This window comes from Acinetobacter sp. UBA3106 (assembly GCA_002365595.1).
GTDB lineage: Bacteria > Pseudomonadota > Gammaproteobacteria > Pseudomonadales > Moraxellaceae > Acinetobacter.
This window is the reverse complement of record DFAM01000023.1, coordinates 25157-40285: the sequence shown is the minus strand read 5'-3', so window position 1 is coordinate 40285 and position 15129 is coordinate 25157. Positions and strand designations below refer to the sequence as shown.

At 42.4% G+C, this 15129-nt stretch carries 13 protein-coding genes; 2 read left to right on the top strand and 11 right to left on the bottom strand.

The features are described 5' to 3' along the window. Positions 1 to 10: 10 nt before the first annotated feature. From tcuB to B4C48_RS12600, 6 genes are all read right to left on the bottom strand, one after another. On the bottom strand, positions 11 to 1147 hold the full coding sequence (gene tcuB, locus B4C48_RS12625; RefSeq protein ID WP_291357046.1) for a tricarballylate utilization 4Fe-4S protein TcuB: 1137 nt from the start codon (positions 1145 to 1147) through the stop codon (positions 11 to 13). Next, entirely contained in the window at positions 1148 to 2560 is a 1413-nt protein-coding gene (gene tcuA / locus B4C48_RS12620; protein WP_291357044.1) for an FAD-dependent tricarballylate dehydrogenase TcuA, read from the bottom strand. It lies immediately after the preceding gene. Between the two features lie 95 nt (positions 2561 to 2655). Then, positions 2656 to 3582, bottom strand: a complete 927-nt coding sequence (locus B4C48_RS12615; protein ID WP_291357042.1) for a LysR family transcriptional regulator — start codon at positions 3580 to 3582, stop codon at positions 2656 to 2658. A gap of 195 nt (positions 3583 to 3777) precedes the next feature. Next, positions 3778 to 5232 (bottom strand): NAD(P)(+) transhydrogenase (Re/Si-specific) subunit beta, encoded by a 1455-nt coding sequence (locus B4C48_RS12610; RefSeq protein ID WP_291357040.1) that lies wholly within the window; start codon positions 5230 to 5232, stop codon positions 3778 to 3780. Positions 5233 to 5235: 3 nt separating this feature from the next. Next, a complete protein-coding gene (locus B4C48_RS12605) occupies positions 5236 to 5559 on the bottom strand; it encodes a proton-translocating transhydrogenase family protein (RefSeq protein WP_092820282.1) in 324 nt (107 codons plus the stop codon). Positions 5560 to 5570: 11 nt separating this feature from the next. Beyond that, complete coding sequence (locus B4C48_RS12600) at positions 5571 to 6698, bottom strand: Re/Si-specific NAD(P)(+) transhydrogenase subunit alpha (RefSeq protein ID WP_291357037.1); 1128 nt, start codon at positions 6696 to 6698, stop codon at positions 5571 to 5573. Between the two features lie 981 nt (positions 6699 to 7679). Between B4C48_RS12600 and B4C48_RS12595 the strand changes: the two genes are divergently transcribed. Together B4C48_RS12595 and B4C48_RS12590 are read left to right on the top strand one after the other, a co-directional pair. Then, a complete protein-coding gene (locus tag B4C48_RS12595; RefSeq protein WP_291357035.1) occupies positions 7680 to 8606 on the top strand; it encodes a DMT family transporter in 927 nt (308 codons plus the stop codon). A 177-nt stretch (positions 8607 to 8783) separates the two neighbouring features. Beyond that, complete coding sequence (locus B4C48_RS12590) at positions 8784 to 9977, top strand: MFS transporter (protein WP_291357033.1); 1194 nt, start codon at positions 8784 to 8786, stop codon at positions 9975 to 9977. A 64-nt stretch (positions 9978 to 10041) separates the two neighbouring features. Here B4C48_RS12590 and B4C48_RS12585 read toward each other — a convergent pair whose 3' ends face one another. The 5 genes from B4C48_RS12585 to gmd all read right to left on the bottom strand — a co-directional run bounded on the left by B4C48_RS12585 (position 10042) and on the right by gmd (position 15101). Then, a complete protein-coding gene (locus tag B4C48_RS12585) occupies positions 10042 to 10686 on the bottom strand; it encodes a HEPN domain-containing protein (RefSeq protein ID WP_291357031.1) in 645 nt (214 codons plus the stop codon). A gap of 206 nt (positions 10687 to 10892) precedes the next feature. Beyond that, positions 10893 to 12026, bottom strand: a complete 1134-nt coding sequence (locus tag B4C48_RS12580; RefSeq protein ID WP_291357029.1) for a glycosyltransferase family 4 protein — start codon at positions 12024 to 12026, stop codon at positions 10893 to 10895. After that, a complete protein-coding gene (locus tag B4C48_RS12575; protein WP_291357027.1) occupies positions 12023 to 13171 on the bottom strand; it encodes a glycosyltransferase family 4 protein in 1149 nt (382 codons plus the stop codon). The genes B4C48_RS12580 and B4C48_RS12575 overlap by 4 nt, the downstream gene beginning before the upstream one ends. Continuing rightward, on the bottom strand, positions 13168 to 14064 hold the full coding sequence (locus B4C48_RS12570; RefSeq protein ID WP_291357025.1) for an NAD-dependent epimerase/dehydratase family protein: 897 nt from the start codon (positions 14062 to 14064) through the stop codon (positions 13168 to 13170). The genes B4C48_RS12575 and B4C48_RS12570 overlap by 4 nt, the downstream gene beginning before the upstream one ends. Then, positions 14064 to 15101, bottom strand: a complete 1038-nt coding sequence (gmd, locus tag B4C48_RS12565; RefSeq protein WP_291357023.1) for a GDP-mannose 4,6-dehydratase — start codon at positions 15099 to 15101, stop codon at positions 14064 to 14066. The genes B4C48_RS12570 and gmd overlap by 1 nt, the downstream gene beginning before the upstream one ends. Between the last annotated feature and the right edge of the window lie 28 nt (positions 15102 to 15129).

The following is a 15129-nucleotide window of genomic DNA, read 5'->3' as shown; positions in this document are numbered from 1 at the left end:
TAATGTTGATTTATTTGGTTTTTTTACTACGGCGCTCTTCTACAGCGAATTTCAATAGCGCTGCACTGCGGTAGAAGCCATGCGCAAACTTGCCAAATGGAATGGTTAAGAAAAAAGTCATGACTGTGGCTAAATGAGTAATCAATAACAGCGCCATCATGCCGCTGTCTCTGAATGCCAATAAGGCGAGACCAGTCAAACTGATAAGAAGGAGAAGGAAGATAAACCCACGGTCCATTAGTTTTTGCTTCGCATCACCATGTTTAGGGTCACGTTTTAAATTAAGGTAGAGCAATCCCATGGGACCAATCACCAGCCCTAAGCCACCCAATGTTCCTAAAATCACAGGCAGACTAAAAATGGGATAAGGTGCATGCAGATCTAAGAAGTAGTGATAGCCTGTCGCCACACTGGTCGCCAAGAAGCAGAGTAAGAATCCATACATGGTGAAATGATGAAATACACGGCGAATTTGTGTATAGCGGTCATCTTCTTCATTACAGCCTTTTCCATGTCCACCATCGAGATATTTGAGGGTCAGTACATTTTTTGCTGCTTGCAGAATATCTGGCTGTTCAACACCGCCTAAAACTACTTCGGACGTTTGGTTCCAGAATTTGCGTATGCCTAATCCTAAAAGAATAAATGCCACAGCAAATACAGATCCGAACAGCACAGCTAGAAAGTTATGTGGGAAAATAGCGTAAAAATTACCTTCATATAGCCCAAATAAATCATTGCCTTGCATGAGTGAACCTGCAAGCAAGAAGAAGATAAAAGTCACGATCAATGCGCTGACCAAGGTAATGCCCGCTTTTTGATAAAGCTGACCAAAGCTTTGTGGCACAGCAAATTTTTGATAGGTTTCAAGACGTACTTGTGCCATCGCTTGAGGAATATTTACACCAAATTCATGTGGTGGTGCATATTGGCAAGCATGTAAGCACGCACCGCAGTTATGGCAAAGATTGGCTAAGTAATGGATATCGGCTTCATTAAATTCCAGACGCTTGGTCATAGCTGGGAATACAGCACAGAAGGTTTCACAGTAGCGGCAAGCATTACAAATCTGTAGGGCTTGTTTGACTTGTTCTTCATTGTCTGTCAATTGAACGGTAGGAATTAAATTTTTAGTGGGTGCGTTCATTTACATCGCCTCCGTGATTAAGGCGCTTTTATTTAAAGCAGCTGCTGCTGCATTTTTCCCGGCAATTCGGCCAAAAGTGGTTCCAATCGACATCCCCACGCCTGCGGTATATCCCTGTCCGAGTACATTCCCTGCCATCATTTCCCCCGCCACATACAGGTTTGGACTGGGCACATTGTTAAAACGTACGGCAGCATCATCTTCGACTTTTAAACCTAAATAGGTAAAGGTAATGCCAGGTTTTAAGGCATAGGAATAAAAAGGTGGTGTATCCAGCGGTACGGCCCAATGGGTTTTTGCAGGACTTAAATTTTCGGTATGACAATTGTCTAGAACGGTATGGTTAAACTCGCCTTTGACACAGGCTTGGTTAAACTCTTTTACGGTTTGTTCTAACTGATCCGGATCAAGATGAATTTTTTGCGCCAGCTCACGAATGGAATGGGCTTGCACCCCTTCAAATACAGGCGGCATGAAACGCCCGACCGATTTTGAATCGATAATGGAATAGCCAATTTGCTGTGGCTGTTTGGCAACCAGACGTCCCCAAATCGCATAACGCTTTGGCCAGAAATCTTCACCTTCGTCATAGAAGCGTTTGGCCTGATTGTTCACCACAATACCCAGTGACACACAGTCAATCCGGGTACAAATGCCACCATCATAAAGCGGGGCACGTGCATCGACTGCAACACAGTGCGACTGTGAAGGATCACCAATCACATCTACACCCTGGTCAATCATAAATTTCAGCAAGTTGCCCTGATTAAAGCGCGTACCGCGGATAATAAAATTATCTGCCGGCCATTCCCCAGCTTCGTTTTCCCCCCAGGCTTCGCGCAACCATTCACGGTTCGATTCAAAGCCGCCCGCCGCCAATACACAGGCTTTGGCTTCATAACGGGTGTCATCTTCAGCAATGGCTGCAACAAATTTGTCCTGGTCTAAAACGAGTTCCTGGATTTTGGTTTCATATTTCACCACCACACCCAATTCCTGGGCACTGCGGAAATAGGCATTGACTAAAGCTTTGCCGCCACCCATAAAAAAGGCATTGGTACGTGCGACATGCAGTGCGCCCGATAATGGCGGCTGGAAGTTGACTCCGTGCTTTTTCATCCATTCACGGCAGGTTTCGGTACTGCGAATGACTAGACGTGCCAGATGTTCATTGGTCTTGCCGCCAGTTACTTTTAAAAGATCTTGCCAATATTCTTCTTCTGGGTAGGCATCGATCAGTACATCTTGAGGCTGGTTATGCATACAGCGCAAATTACGTGTATGTTGAGAGTTGCCCCCACGCCATTCCTTTGGTGCAGCTTCTAATAATAGAACCGTTGCACCTTCTTCACGTGCAGTGATTGCAGCACATAAAGCTGCATTGCCACCACCGATTACTACAACATCGTACATGTGATAGATCCCCTACTCTTTGGCGCAACTGTAGGGGATAACTCAAGTTTGGAGTGAGAGGCTAAAAGCGATGGGGTGTTTAATTTTTTTAAAGACTAAAGCAGTTTTGCACTCGGCCAGGCATGCTGCTGAATCAGCTCAGTCATACATGAACGAATCACAGCCTTTGCAGCCAGGCTTGCGGGAGACAGCTCATCTTCAGGAAAACTAATCAGATAATTTGTCCGGTCAATGGAAGGTGAGGTTATTTTTAAAAAATTTAAATGCTGTCCACTCACATTCATAAAAGCACTTCCGGGTTGAATGGTGCCGACACACAAATTCGCAACAGTATTCATCAGCAAACTTAAACCATCAATTTCATAGGCCACGTTCAATTCATAATGCTGTTGTTCTACCAGTTTCCTTAAACCGTGATTGGTACTCGGCAATGCCAAAGGCAGATTTTCGACTGCACTTAATGGTAGCGAACCCTGCTTTAAATAATCTTCTAAATGATAAATCCTGTAGAACTCATCATTCCCAATTAGAAACATAGACTCAGATACCAGCGGCTGTACAGACCAGTTTTTATCTATGTCCTGACTAAAAATAATGGCAGCATCCAGCTGTCTGGAATTAATCAGTTGCACCAGATTACCGGATAAGCTTTCCACCAGATGAACCTTAATATCAGGATAACGCTCTGCCATAATTTTCAGGAAAGGCACCGCTAAAATGGAGGCTGTACTCGGTGGAAAACCGACACTGACATAGCCCACCAAACGCGATGACTGTGCCGCTTGAATTGCCTGATTGGCATGACGCAGCACCAGTTGAGCCTGTTTAAAAAATGCCAAACCAGCGGGTGTGGGAGTAACGCCTAAAGCGGAACGCTGAAGTAATCGGGTCGAGAGTTCGGATTCCAGTTTGGAAATTTGCTGGCTTAAAGCTGAGGTTCCAACATCCAGCTTTTGCGCGGCCTTGCCAATGCTTCCCTGTTCCACAATTGTGACAAAGGACTGTAGCTGTCTAAGTTCCATTGGCTATTCATTCCTGTGAATTGGCTATTGCTAAAAACTTGCAAAAGAATAGCTTAACAGGCACTGAATATAGAAGTCTTTGTTTCAATGAGCCTCAATGATTAAGAAATTGCGTTGGCAATAAAAAACCACCCGAAGGTGGTTTTAATCTCCCTAAATCCCTCTTTCATAAAGAGGGACTTTTGAAGCGTGGATTTAGTGACCGCCGCCGTTAATGGCTTTAGTCATGTCTTCCACAACTTTCTTGGCATCACCGAAGATCATCATAGTTTTTTCGTTATAGAACAAGTCATTGTCCAGACCTGCATAACCAGTCGCCATAGAACGCTTGATCACCATGATGGTACGTGCTTTATGCGCTTCCAGAATTGGCATACCGTAAATTGGTGAAGTTGGGTCATCTTTTGCCGCAGGGTTCACTACGTCGTTTGCACCGATGACTAACACCACGTCAGTTGCCGGGAAGTCAGAGTTGATTTCATCCATTTCCAGAATGTCTTCATATGCCACGTCAGCTTCAGCAAGCAATACGTTCATGTGACCAGGCATACGACCTGCAACCGGGTGAATCGCAAAACGTACTTTTACACCTTGTTCTTTCAGGATTTCACATAGCTCTTTCACCGCATTTTGTGCACGGCCTTGCGCCATACCATAACCCGGTACAATTACCACGCTGTCTGCATTTGACATCAGGAAGCCCGCATCATCTGCTGAACCTGAACGGTGGTTACGCTGAACCTGTTCGCCTTTGTCGCCAGAAGCAACTGCTGCACCACCCATTGCACCACCAAACAATACGTTGATGATAGAACGGTTCATGGCTTTACACATGATGTAAGACAGAATTGCGCCTGAAGAACCTACCAGTGAACCTGCAACAATCAACATATTGTTTTCTAAAGTGAAACCAATACCCGCTGCTGCCCAGCCAGAGAATGAGTTCAACAGTGATACCACGACTGGCATATCACCGCCACCGACCGGTGCAATCCATACCCAGCCAAATGCAAGTGCAAGTGCAGTCATTGCCCAGAACGATGTCATGTCGCCGGTTAAGAAGAAGTTGATCCCACAACCCAGCATTGCCAAGAAAATAATCGCTTGTACCGGTTTAACCCAGGTACCCGAGATGGTTTTTGCCCATTTCTTCGCAGCCAGTTTACCGTAAGCAAATACAGATGCTGTAAAGGTAATCGCCCCCACGAAACAGCCAACAAACAATTCAAATAAATGAACGCTGCTCATGTGTGCATGCTGAACACCAGCAGCAGTTAAAGCCGCTTCATTTTGTGCAAATAACGCTGTTAACTGGTTGTTATGCAAAATTGCAGCAATGGCAATTAAAACTGCAGCCAAACCAACGAGCGAGTGCATCAAGGCAACAGTTTCAGGCATTTGTGTCATAGGAACGGTACGTGCACGGGCAATACCTACAACAGCACCCAGAACCATTGCACCAACAATCATCCAAACGACTGGATGTTCAGCGACAAAGAAAGTAGTGATCACGGCAATTGCCATCGCAATCATACCGTAACGGTTACCGGCAATTGCAGTCTTAGGACCTGACAAGCCACGTAGCGTCAAGATAAAAAGAATGGCACCGATCAAGTAGAACCAATTGGCATATTCTCGAATAAATTCCATTGATTATCCCTCTTTCTTCTTTTGCTTTGGCTTAAACATTTCAAGCATACGTGCAGTCACGGCGAAACCACCGAAAATGTTGATGCTTGCCAGGAACACAGCTACTGCACCTAAAATACTTACGATATTCACGCTTTGAAAAGCTACGTTGGCATCAACACCAATGACTGGTAAACCTACGGTTTGAATCATCGCACCGACAATAATGATCGAAGACAATGCATTGGTTACAGCCATCAATGGCGTATGTAAAGCAGGTGTTACGCCCCAAACCACGTAGTAACCTACGAAGATGGCAAGGACGAAAATTGTAATCGTTTCAACCATGATCTATCTCCTTAACCACGCTTCAGCAGTACTTGACCGCCATGAGTTACTAGAAGGGCTTTTTGAATTTCTTCTTCCGGATTGATGGCAAAGTTTTTCTCTGCATCAAACAGTGTCTCGAGGAAATTAAAAACGTTACGTGCATACAGCGCTGAAGCTTCAGTCGCAACTGTAGAAGGAATATTTGGAATACCGAGAATGGTTACGCCATTATCGGTCACCACGTTTTCGCCGCATTTTGAGCCTTCAACGTTACCGCCCGATTCAACCGCCATGTCCAGAATGATTGATCCTGGTTTCATTTTGGCAACCGTTTCAGTACGAATTAAACGCGGTGCATCACGGCCTGGTAAAAGTGCAGTGGTAATCACGATGTCAGCATTGGAAACTGCTTTGTCGACAATGGCAGCCTGGTCTTTGATGTATTGCTCACCTGGCATCCATCCATAACCATTTTTAGCAGCGTCAGCAGCTTTTTGTTTTTCTTCATCAGACATCGGAACGTCTAACCACTTACCGCCAAGTGATTCCACCTGGTCACGTGCAGTTGGACGTAAATCTGTTGCTTCTACCACAGCACCTAAACGTTTTGCAGTCGCAATCGCTTGCAGACCGGCAACACCTACACCCATGATCACAACACGAGCCGGTTTTACCGTACCTGCTGCAGTCATCAGCATGGGGAACATGCGTTGATATTCTGCTGCCGCTAAAAGTACCGACTTATAACCGGCCAAGTTAGCTTGAGAAGACAACACGTCCATGTTTTGAGCACGGGAAAGCGTACGAGGCAAAAGCTCTAATGCAAATGCAGAAACCTGCTGCGATGCAAACTGATCAAGTTCAGTATTGCGATACGGGTCAAACATCGCAATGACTGCGGTATTTGGCGCAAGCTTTTGAATTTCGTCGCCGTGAGGAGCACGAACTTTCAAAATAATCTGACTGCCGGTATAGGCATCATCCGTAATTTTGGCGCCGACCTGTTCATAAGCACTGTCAATATAAGCAGCTTTTACACCTGCTCTACGTTCAATGACTACAGTATGACCAGCACTGATCAACTTCTTTACTGTTTCTGGCGTTGCAGCCACACGATTTTCACCGACCACAGTTTCGGTTGGGATTCCGATCTGCATGAGCGTTCCTCAAGCTAATTTTTCTTAAGTAAACATCGCGGTAAGCAATGTTTCCCCCAGGATGCGTTTTTGTTGAATTTTTGGATTCTAATTGAACTTTTTTAAATTACCACCCAATATTTATTTAATAAATACCCATATTTTGAACTGGTGATTCATAAAAATAATCGTGCAATACCTCATTTATTGCTTTGACTTTCATTTGAACTGTTCTGTTTGACTTTATAGACCAGTTTCAAACTTAACAGCGTTATGCAATTTAAATAAGGCAAACTGGGATTGGATCGCCGCTCAAAATACAGGATTGATCTTTCTGACAGGTGTAATTAGGCGGCTAGATTTCCTATAAGTCTGCAAAGTTGCCTGATTTATCTATAAAATTATTAAATTTAGATGCTTGTCTTTACCCAATTGGCAGATTTGACAGATTTCGCCTATTTTTTCAGATGAAAAGATGATCATTGCAAGAACTACTATTTTTCCTGAAAATGAAGATTAAATCTGCCATAAAAATTGCTTATTTTCCTTATTTTTATATTTTTTTTGATGTTTTATGCTTATTCATCATAAGTCTAATAAGATAAAAAAATGCATGAATATTTTTTTCCTCACCATTTCGCTTGATGATGTTTTAATCTTGACCCCAGTCAATTGTGTGTTTTTCGCACCAACTTGGTGCAGATAATCATATTTTAGGCTCATTTAGGTTTTTTTATTCAATTTAATCCTCAGCTTACAGCTCAGCCATACCTTTAACACGGGTTGTCTGAATATAATTTACCCAATATTTATGCGCCTGATTTGTGATAGGGATTAAGAATTATGTCGATTCACCTCAATTAGCCTGATTTCTTAGACTTAATCATTCCATATTGGAATCATAGCCATCATATTTTTGTATTTAACCTTGAGGACTAAAAACTCTACAATTCACGCTTACCTTCCTACTTTCAGATCAGAAGCCTTCATCAGGTAGATAAAATGAAACTGAGTCTAACGAAAACACAACTAGGTTCATTGTTTGCGATCTGTGCTGCTTTCTTGTTTAGTACCAAAGCCATTTTTATTAAGCAAACCTATGCCTTGTCACCTCTGGTCGATGGCACGGTGCTGATGGCGTTAAGAATGGTCAGCGCCTTACCGTTTTTCTTGCTGCTTTGCTGGTTCAACCGTCATCACAATAAAAACATGGCAGCCAAAGACTGGGTTCTTTTGATTGTTGCCGGGCTGATCGGTTACTACTTTTCAAGCTGGCTGGATTTTGCCGGTCTGATGTATATCAGTGCATCCCTCGAACGGATTATTTTATTTCTTTATCCCACCCTGACCGTTTTGGCTTCCAGTGTTATTTATAAACAGAAACTGAGCCTGCAAAGTATGCTGGCCATCGCTTTAAGTTACGGGGGTACGGTCATTGTGATGTTGCAGGAACAAAGCAATGTCTCTCATGAAGGTAATTTCTGGCTTGGGGCAAGTCTGGTATTCGCCAGTGCCATTAGTTTTGCCATATATTTATTGCTCACCCCTCGCCTGATTGAAAAATTTGGTTCCTGGAATTTCACCGGTTTGACCCTCTCTGTGGCCTGTATGGGTACATTAATCCATTATTTTGTTGCCACACCACAACCGCTGTATTTATTGGCACAGCTTCCTTCCAGTGTAATTGGGTACGGGATTGCCCTGGGCTTTTTAGTGACTGTTTTACCCACCATTCTGATGGCGCAAAGTATTGCCCGGCTGGGTGCTGCACAGTCGGCCATGATTGCCTCTATTGGCCCGATTCTGACCATTATTTTGGCCACCATTTTTCTGGGTGAGCATTTAAATGCCATGCAGTGGTTGGGCTGTGTGCTGAATATTATTGGGGTAATGATGATTACCCTGTCGAAAAAGAAATTCTCGCATTAAGTTTTGTCCGGTCTAATTCAGATCAGACTAAACCTAAAAACAAGGCTTGCAAAATAGCCCTAAAAAACCAAACAAGAGAGTGCTTTTCCCGTATATTTGCATTTCCAGATTGTATACTCTGCATAGACTTGGCAATGCCAGCCATCTTTGCTTGCCTGAAATAAAACAAGGACTGTTATGAAGACTTCTCTCGACATCAGCCAGGATAAATCCTTGCTCTGGCTAATGGCCATGGCTTGTGGTCTGTGTGCGGGAGCCAACTATTATTGCCAGCCTTTAATCCATTCCATCCAGCAATATTTTAATGTAGCTGAGTCACAAGTGGCGTTAACGGTGACTTTTGCCCAGGTGTCTTATGCACTTGGCTTGCTGTTTATTGTGCCGGTGGGTGACATTGTCAATAAAACCAAATTCATTCCACTGCTCATGTTTTTCGCTGCCATTGGACTATTCATTTGTGCTTTCGCGGTCAATTTACCCATGCTTTGGCTGGGAACCATGATTACAGGTTTGTTTTCTGTTGCAGCCCAGATTCTTATTCCCTTTGCGACTATGGCGGTGAAACCGGAAAAAACTGGTGAAGTGGTTGGCTTCCTGATGAGTGGGCTGCTCGTCGGTTTACTGCTGTCTACCAGTTTGGCAGGCTTACTTTCTAATCTGTTCAACTGGAAACTCATCTATGCAGTCAGTGGGGTATTAATGCTGATCTTGGCTTTTTTACTCAAAGCCAAACTGCCTCACATCACAGTATTAAAAATGAGCTATGCGCAAATTTTTAAATCTATGGCGGTTTTACTAAAACAGGAACCACGTTTGGGATTGCGCGCTTTGATTGGTGCTTTTATTTTTGCTGCTATGAGTACCCTGTTTTCTACCATTGCCGTTTTACTTAGTTCCGAACCCTTTCATTTATCAGATGTTCTGGTGGGTGTAGTGACTTTAATTGGTGTATTTGGAGCTCTCTCGACCACTAAAATCGGCAAAATTGCCGATCAGGGACATACCCTGGCTCTCACATGGATCGGTCTGGCATTGCTGATGATCAGCTGGCTGTTTTTCTATATTGGCGGCCAGGCTTTATGGGGCTATGTTGTGGGTTACGGTATCATCAGCTTGGGTTTGACCGTGGTGCATACCAGTAATCAGAGTATTATTTTCCGGTTGCGTCCAGATGCCAAATCACGCATTAATTCCATCTATATGACCTCTTACTTTATTGGTGGGGCGTGTGGTTCGGCACTCGGCGTTTATTCATGGCATCATGGCGGCTGGAACATGACCTGTATGGCCGGATTGAGTCTGGTCCTTTGCGCTGCCTTTTTTGCATTTCTGGATATGCGTTATCACACTCGTGCATCTTCCCCTTCGTAAAATAAAAGCTGGATCTGATTATTGAAACAGCTTTTTATCTGGATTTTCAGTTTCAGAATTTATTTTAGGATACTTGCACCACGGGATAAAACGGTTTGCCTAAATCTAGGGTTTTGGCATTTTCCAAAAGTACCAACATGAATATGGGCAATAAGGCCACCAAGATATTACAGGCATCCTGCAATTGCCGGCGATTAACCGAACTATTATAGGTTGCACCGCCATGGATCATCTGGTTACGTAAAGTATAAAGGCGATTAAAAACAACAAATAAAATATCTACCGAGGATTTTTCCTGTAAGGCTTTATGAACCTTTTTCTTTTCCTGATCAAAGTCTTCCTTCCAGCTACGCTGGCTAATTTTCTGATTCTGATAATCCCAGAAGCCCTGATATACATAGGGATTTTCTAAAAGCAGGCGGATGGGTTGGCTAAATTTATCCCACAAAATATGATAGATTTTATGTTCCTGATCTTTTTGACAGATTAAATATAAGAACTGCCGTAATGACTGCTTGTCCTGATTTAATCCGGCGTCCTGTGCATAAATGGCATTGAATGAAATCCACAGACTCATGAATTTAAGATCAAGGTCGCTATCCAGTTCGACTGATTTTTTTAGCCAGCTTAAGCCCCGGTGGATTCTTAAGTTGAAGTAATCTGAATGCTCTGCTTTTTTACTTTTAAAAATCTCTTCTAAAAGCATCATTTATCTGCTCATACTTTATTATTCTCATAATTAAACATACTCAATTTTATGAAATTTACAATATACAGAATTGACTAGTCAGTGGTTTTGTATTGAATAATTCATATAGCCATATAAAAGGCCTATCCACTCCTTTCTGCTGTGTTGTTGCTTTGAGCAGAAAGGACAGATAGGCCTGATTTTCTTGCATTTTTATTATTGAGCTTCTAACTTTTTACTGCATCATGACTATTATCGAGTAGCGAACGGTACAATTTTACATATTGATCTGTCATAAGATCAGCAGTAAAAAGTTTTTCATAACGCTGCTTGGCATTTTGTCCATATCGCTGAGCTGAAATAGGATCATGCCACAACGCGAGCATGGCATCGCGTAAAGCTACCGGATCTGATGGCGGGATAACCAAACCCGTTTCTTGATGAATATTAATGTATGTTGTGCCAGTTCCAATTTCACTTGAAATTAAAGGCTTGCCATACATCGCTCCTTCCAGTAAAGAAATACCAAAGGCTTCTGAACGAAGGTGTGATGGAAACACTACACTAAAACATAGTTCAAGCAGAGCAAATTTATCTTCATCAGGCAATCGCCCCAAGAAATGAATATTCTTTAAACCCATTTTGTCAGCTTGCTGACGCAATTCATCTTCCATAGGCCCTGCCCCCATAATGACAACGGGCAAATCCACATCTTTCATAGCCTCGACCAGAATGTGCAGCCCCTTGTAATAACGTAGTGCACCAACAAACAGAAAGAAACGCCCGCGCAAATGCTGCTGCCAATATTCCCGACGTGCTCTATCACTTGGAGGATAGGACGCCCGATCAAGTCCAATTGGAATAATGCTCGTTTTATGCTGGTAACGATGCAGGATTGGGCTGGTAACCGTATAGTTGGGAGAAGTTGCAACAATGTGATCCACACTATTCATAAATCGATGCAACAAAGGGCTATATAGTTGTAATAGTAGCTTCTGCTTAACAATATCTGAGTGGTAAGTTAATACAGTAGGTTTCTGGCAATGGGTGGCAAAATGCACCAAGTCCATGAATGGCCATGGAAAATGGTAATGTACAATATCTGCCTGTTCAGCTAATTCCTGAAAATCTTTAAAAACGGATAGTGAAAATCCAGTCGATGCTAAATAAAAATCTTGCTTGGACGTATGCGTAATATGATGAGCATATGGCTGATTTCGGGTCGCGCCTCGCTTACTGAGTGTCAAGACTTCAGCAGAAACTCCATGAGTTCTTACCCCCTCAGCAAGTTGACATATGAGTTGTTCAATACCGCCCAGGCTATCGGGATAATAAGCCTTATAAAAATGTAAAACTTTCAAGAAGAAGACACCATTATTTTTTTATATACATGAGTAGTTTGCTGTGCACAAAGCGACCAGGAAAATACCGATGCTCGTTCTAGGCCCTTTTCAATGGCCCATTTTCGCCAAGTATCATCCTGCAATCCCCGAGCTAAAAGTTCAGATAATTGATCTATATCTTGAGCTTCGGACATTAACGCTACATCACCGACCACTTCCGGCAATGATGAACTGTTTGAACATACCACAGGTATACCCGAAGCCATAGCCTCCAAGACCGGCAAACCAAAACCTTCATATAAAGAAGGAAATGCAAACAGTCTAGCTCCAGAAAAAATAAAAGGTAAATGCTCTGCAGGCAAAAAGCCTAAATACTTTGCCCAACCTTCTTTTTCAGCCTTTTGAATTTTTTGATGTATGTCTTCACTTCGCCAGCCCTGATATCCGGTCAATATCAGTGGATAACGTTGTCTAAGACTCATAGGTAACATGGCATAGGCATTTAATAAAGCCATAATATTTTTACGTGGCTCAATCGTTCCCACAAAAAGTGCATATTCGCCACTTTTTAAACCGTATTGTTGTAAACATGGAGCCAATTCATCCGCTGACCGGGGATGAAACTCTGGACCACATGCTAGGGGTACTGCATGAATTTTATCGATCGGCCAAGAAAAATAATTAGACAATTCCTGTCGGGTAAATTCAGAGTCTGTGATTAAGGCATCTGCTTGTTTTAATGTGTTTTTTAATTCTTTTTGCAAGTATTTAATACGCTGTGGCGTATTACATTCACTCCAGGTAAACGGAGATAAATCATGAAAAGTGGCGATTTTTGGACCGGCAAAGGGCGGAAGAAAAAAATTGGGACCATGAAACAAGAAATCTTTATTGCCACGTAAAGCTCTTGCCTTTAAACAAGGCATTAATAATCTATAAGCTTCTGTCGCTAAATAACTACTTTGAACCAACTGCTTAAGTTTATGCTGATTTCCTGCTTCTTCAGTCACCTTAGGTAACTCTGGTAAAAATTTTTTACCAGTAAAGAAGCGCAGATCTGTAATCTCCGGAGAATCTTGTAAATGTCTTGCCAGTTCATAAGTATATCGGCCAATACCGGTCAGCGGAAAGCGTACAGCGTCTATAGATAAAATAACTTTCATTCGCTTTTTAACATCCAGCTTAAAGTTTCATGAAGTTTGGGGACTTGCCAATCCCCTATTATTGTTTTTAGTAAGGTCGCATCTCCACACAGGGTTTTGACTTCACCGGCACGAACAAATGCCGGGTTGACCTGAATGTCTATGTGATGACCAGTAATTTCTTCACACATAGCCACTATTTCACGTAATGAATAGACCTCTTCAGAACAGACATTAACCGTATGTCCAAATGCTTTTGCCTCGATTAAGCAACGATAAGCATTAACCACTGCTCGTACATCACTAAAATCTCTCCATACCTCAAGATTACCTAATTCAATTACATTCGCTTGAGATTTAAAATGAGCAACTATCTTGGGTAATAGGAAATTTTCTGTCTGACCGACACCGGTATAATTAAAAGGTCGAGTGATAATAATAGGCAATTTGTCTTGCCAAAGTTTGGCCATATACTCCATGGCTAATTTACTTACCGCATAATCGTTGGCAGGTGCAGGCGATGTATTTTCAGAAAGGCTTCCTTCCGAGGTATTTCCATATACATTTGCACTACTTGCAAGCAGTATTGCTTCTGGTTTTTTTTCAGCTTTTGCTAATACTTCTAAAAGATTACGTGTGCCTTGTAAATTAATCTGATAAAAAGCATTCGCATCGCCATGTCCAACAAATGCAATTGCAGCCAAATGAATGACGATATCAGGTTGTACTTGTGCAATTACTGCAGTTAATTCTGCAATATTCGTCAGGTCAGCCTGATAATAGTCAACAGTAAGAGCAGACTTAGAACCTAAGCCTGCTACATGATATCCGGCAGCTTGCATTTCTGCTGCCATATATTGTCCAGTAAAACCTTCACTGCCAGTAATCAATACTGTTTTGACTGCATTAATCATTAGAATGAGAAACCTTGTGTGTTACGACGTAAGTCTTCCTCTACCATCATTTGGCAAAGCTCTTCCAAGGTTGTTTTAGGTTCCCAACCTAATTTTTCTTTGGCTTTTTCAGGATTACCAATTAATAATTCCACCTCAGCAGGACGGTAGAACTTTGGATTGATACGTACGAGAACTTGACCGCTTGCGCTATCAATTCCGACTTCATTTTCGTCTTTTCCTTCAAAACGAAGCGTATAACCCGCAGCCTTAAATGCCATCGCTACAAAGTCGCGAACAGTTTCAGTACGGTTTGTTGCCAACACATATGTATCAGGCTCATCTGCCTGCAACATACGCCACATGCCTTCTACATACTCTTTAGCAAAGCCCCAATCACGCTTGGCATCCAGATTACCGAGCTCCAGTACATCCAGTTTACCCAGTTTGATTTTTGCCACTGAATCGGTAATTTTTCGGGTCACAAATTCGCGACCACGTAGCGGAGACTCATGGTTGAATAAAATGCCGCTACAACCAAAAATGTTATAACTTTCACGATAATTGATGGTGATCCAATGCGCATACAGCTTTGCAACACCGTATGGGCTACGCGGATAAAATGGAGTGTCTTCCACTTGTGGAATCGCCTGAACCTTACCAAACATTTCAGAAGTTGAAGCTTGGTAAAAACGAATTTTTGGATTCACAATTCGGATAGCTTCAAGTAAATTTAAAGGTCCAATACCTGTAATTTCTGCTGTCGTTACAGGTTGATCAAAAGACACGCCGACAAAACTTTGTGCTGCCAGGTTATATACTTCAGTCGCACCGGTAGTTTGTAAAAGTCGAATACTCGAAGACAAATCCGTTAAATCGTATTCAACCAAATGAAGGTTCGGATGTTGATCAATCCCTAATTCTTCAATACGCCAGAAATTCACCGAACTTGTACGGCGATAAGTCCCGTAAACTGTATACCCCTTTTCAAGTAATAGCTGTGCTAAATAAGCACCATCTTGACCGGTAATACCCGTAATAATTGAAATTTTCATCATAATATACCTAATAATAAATTAGTAATTC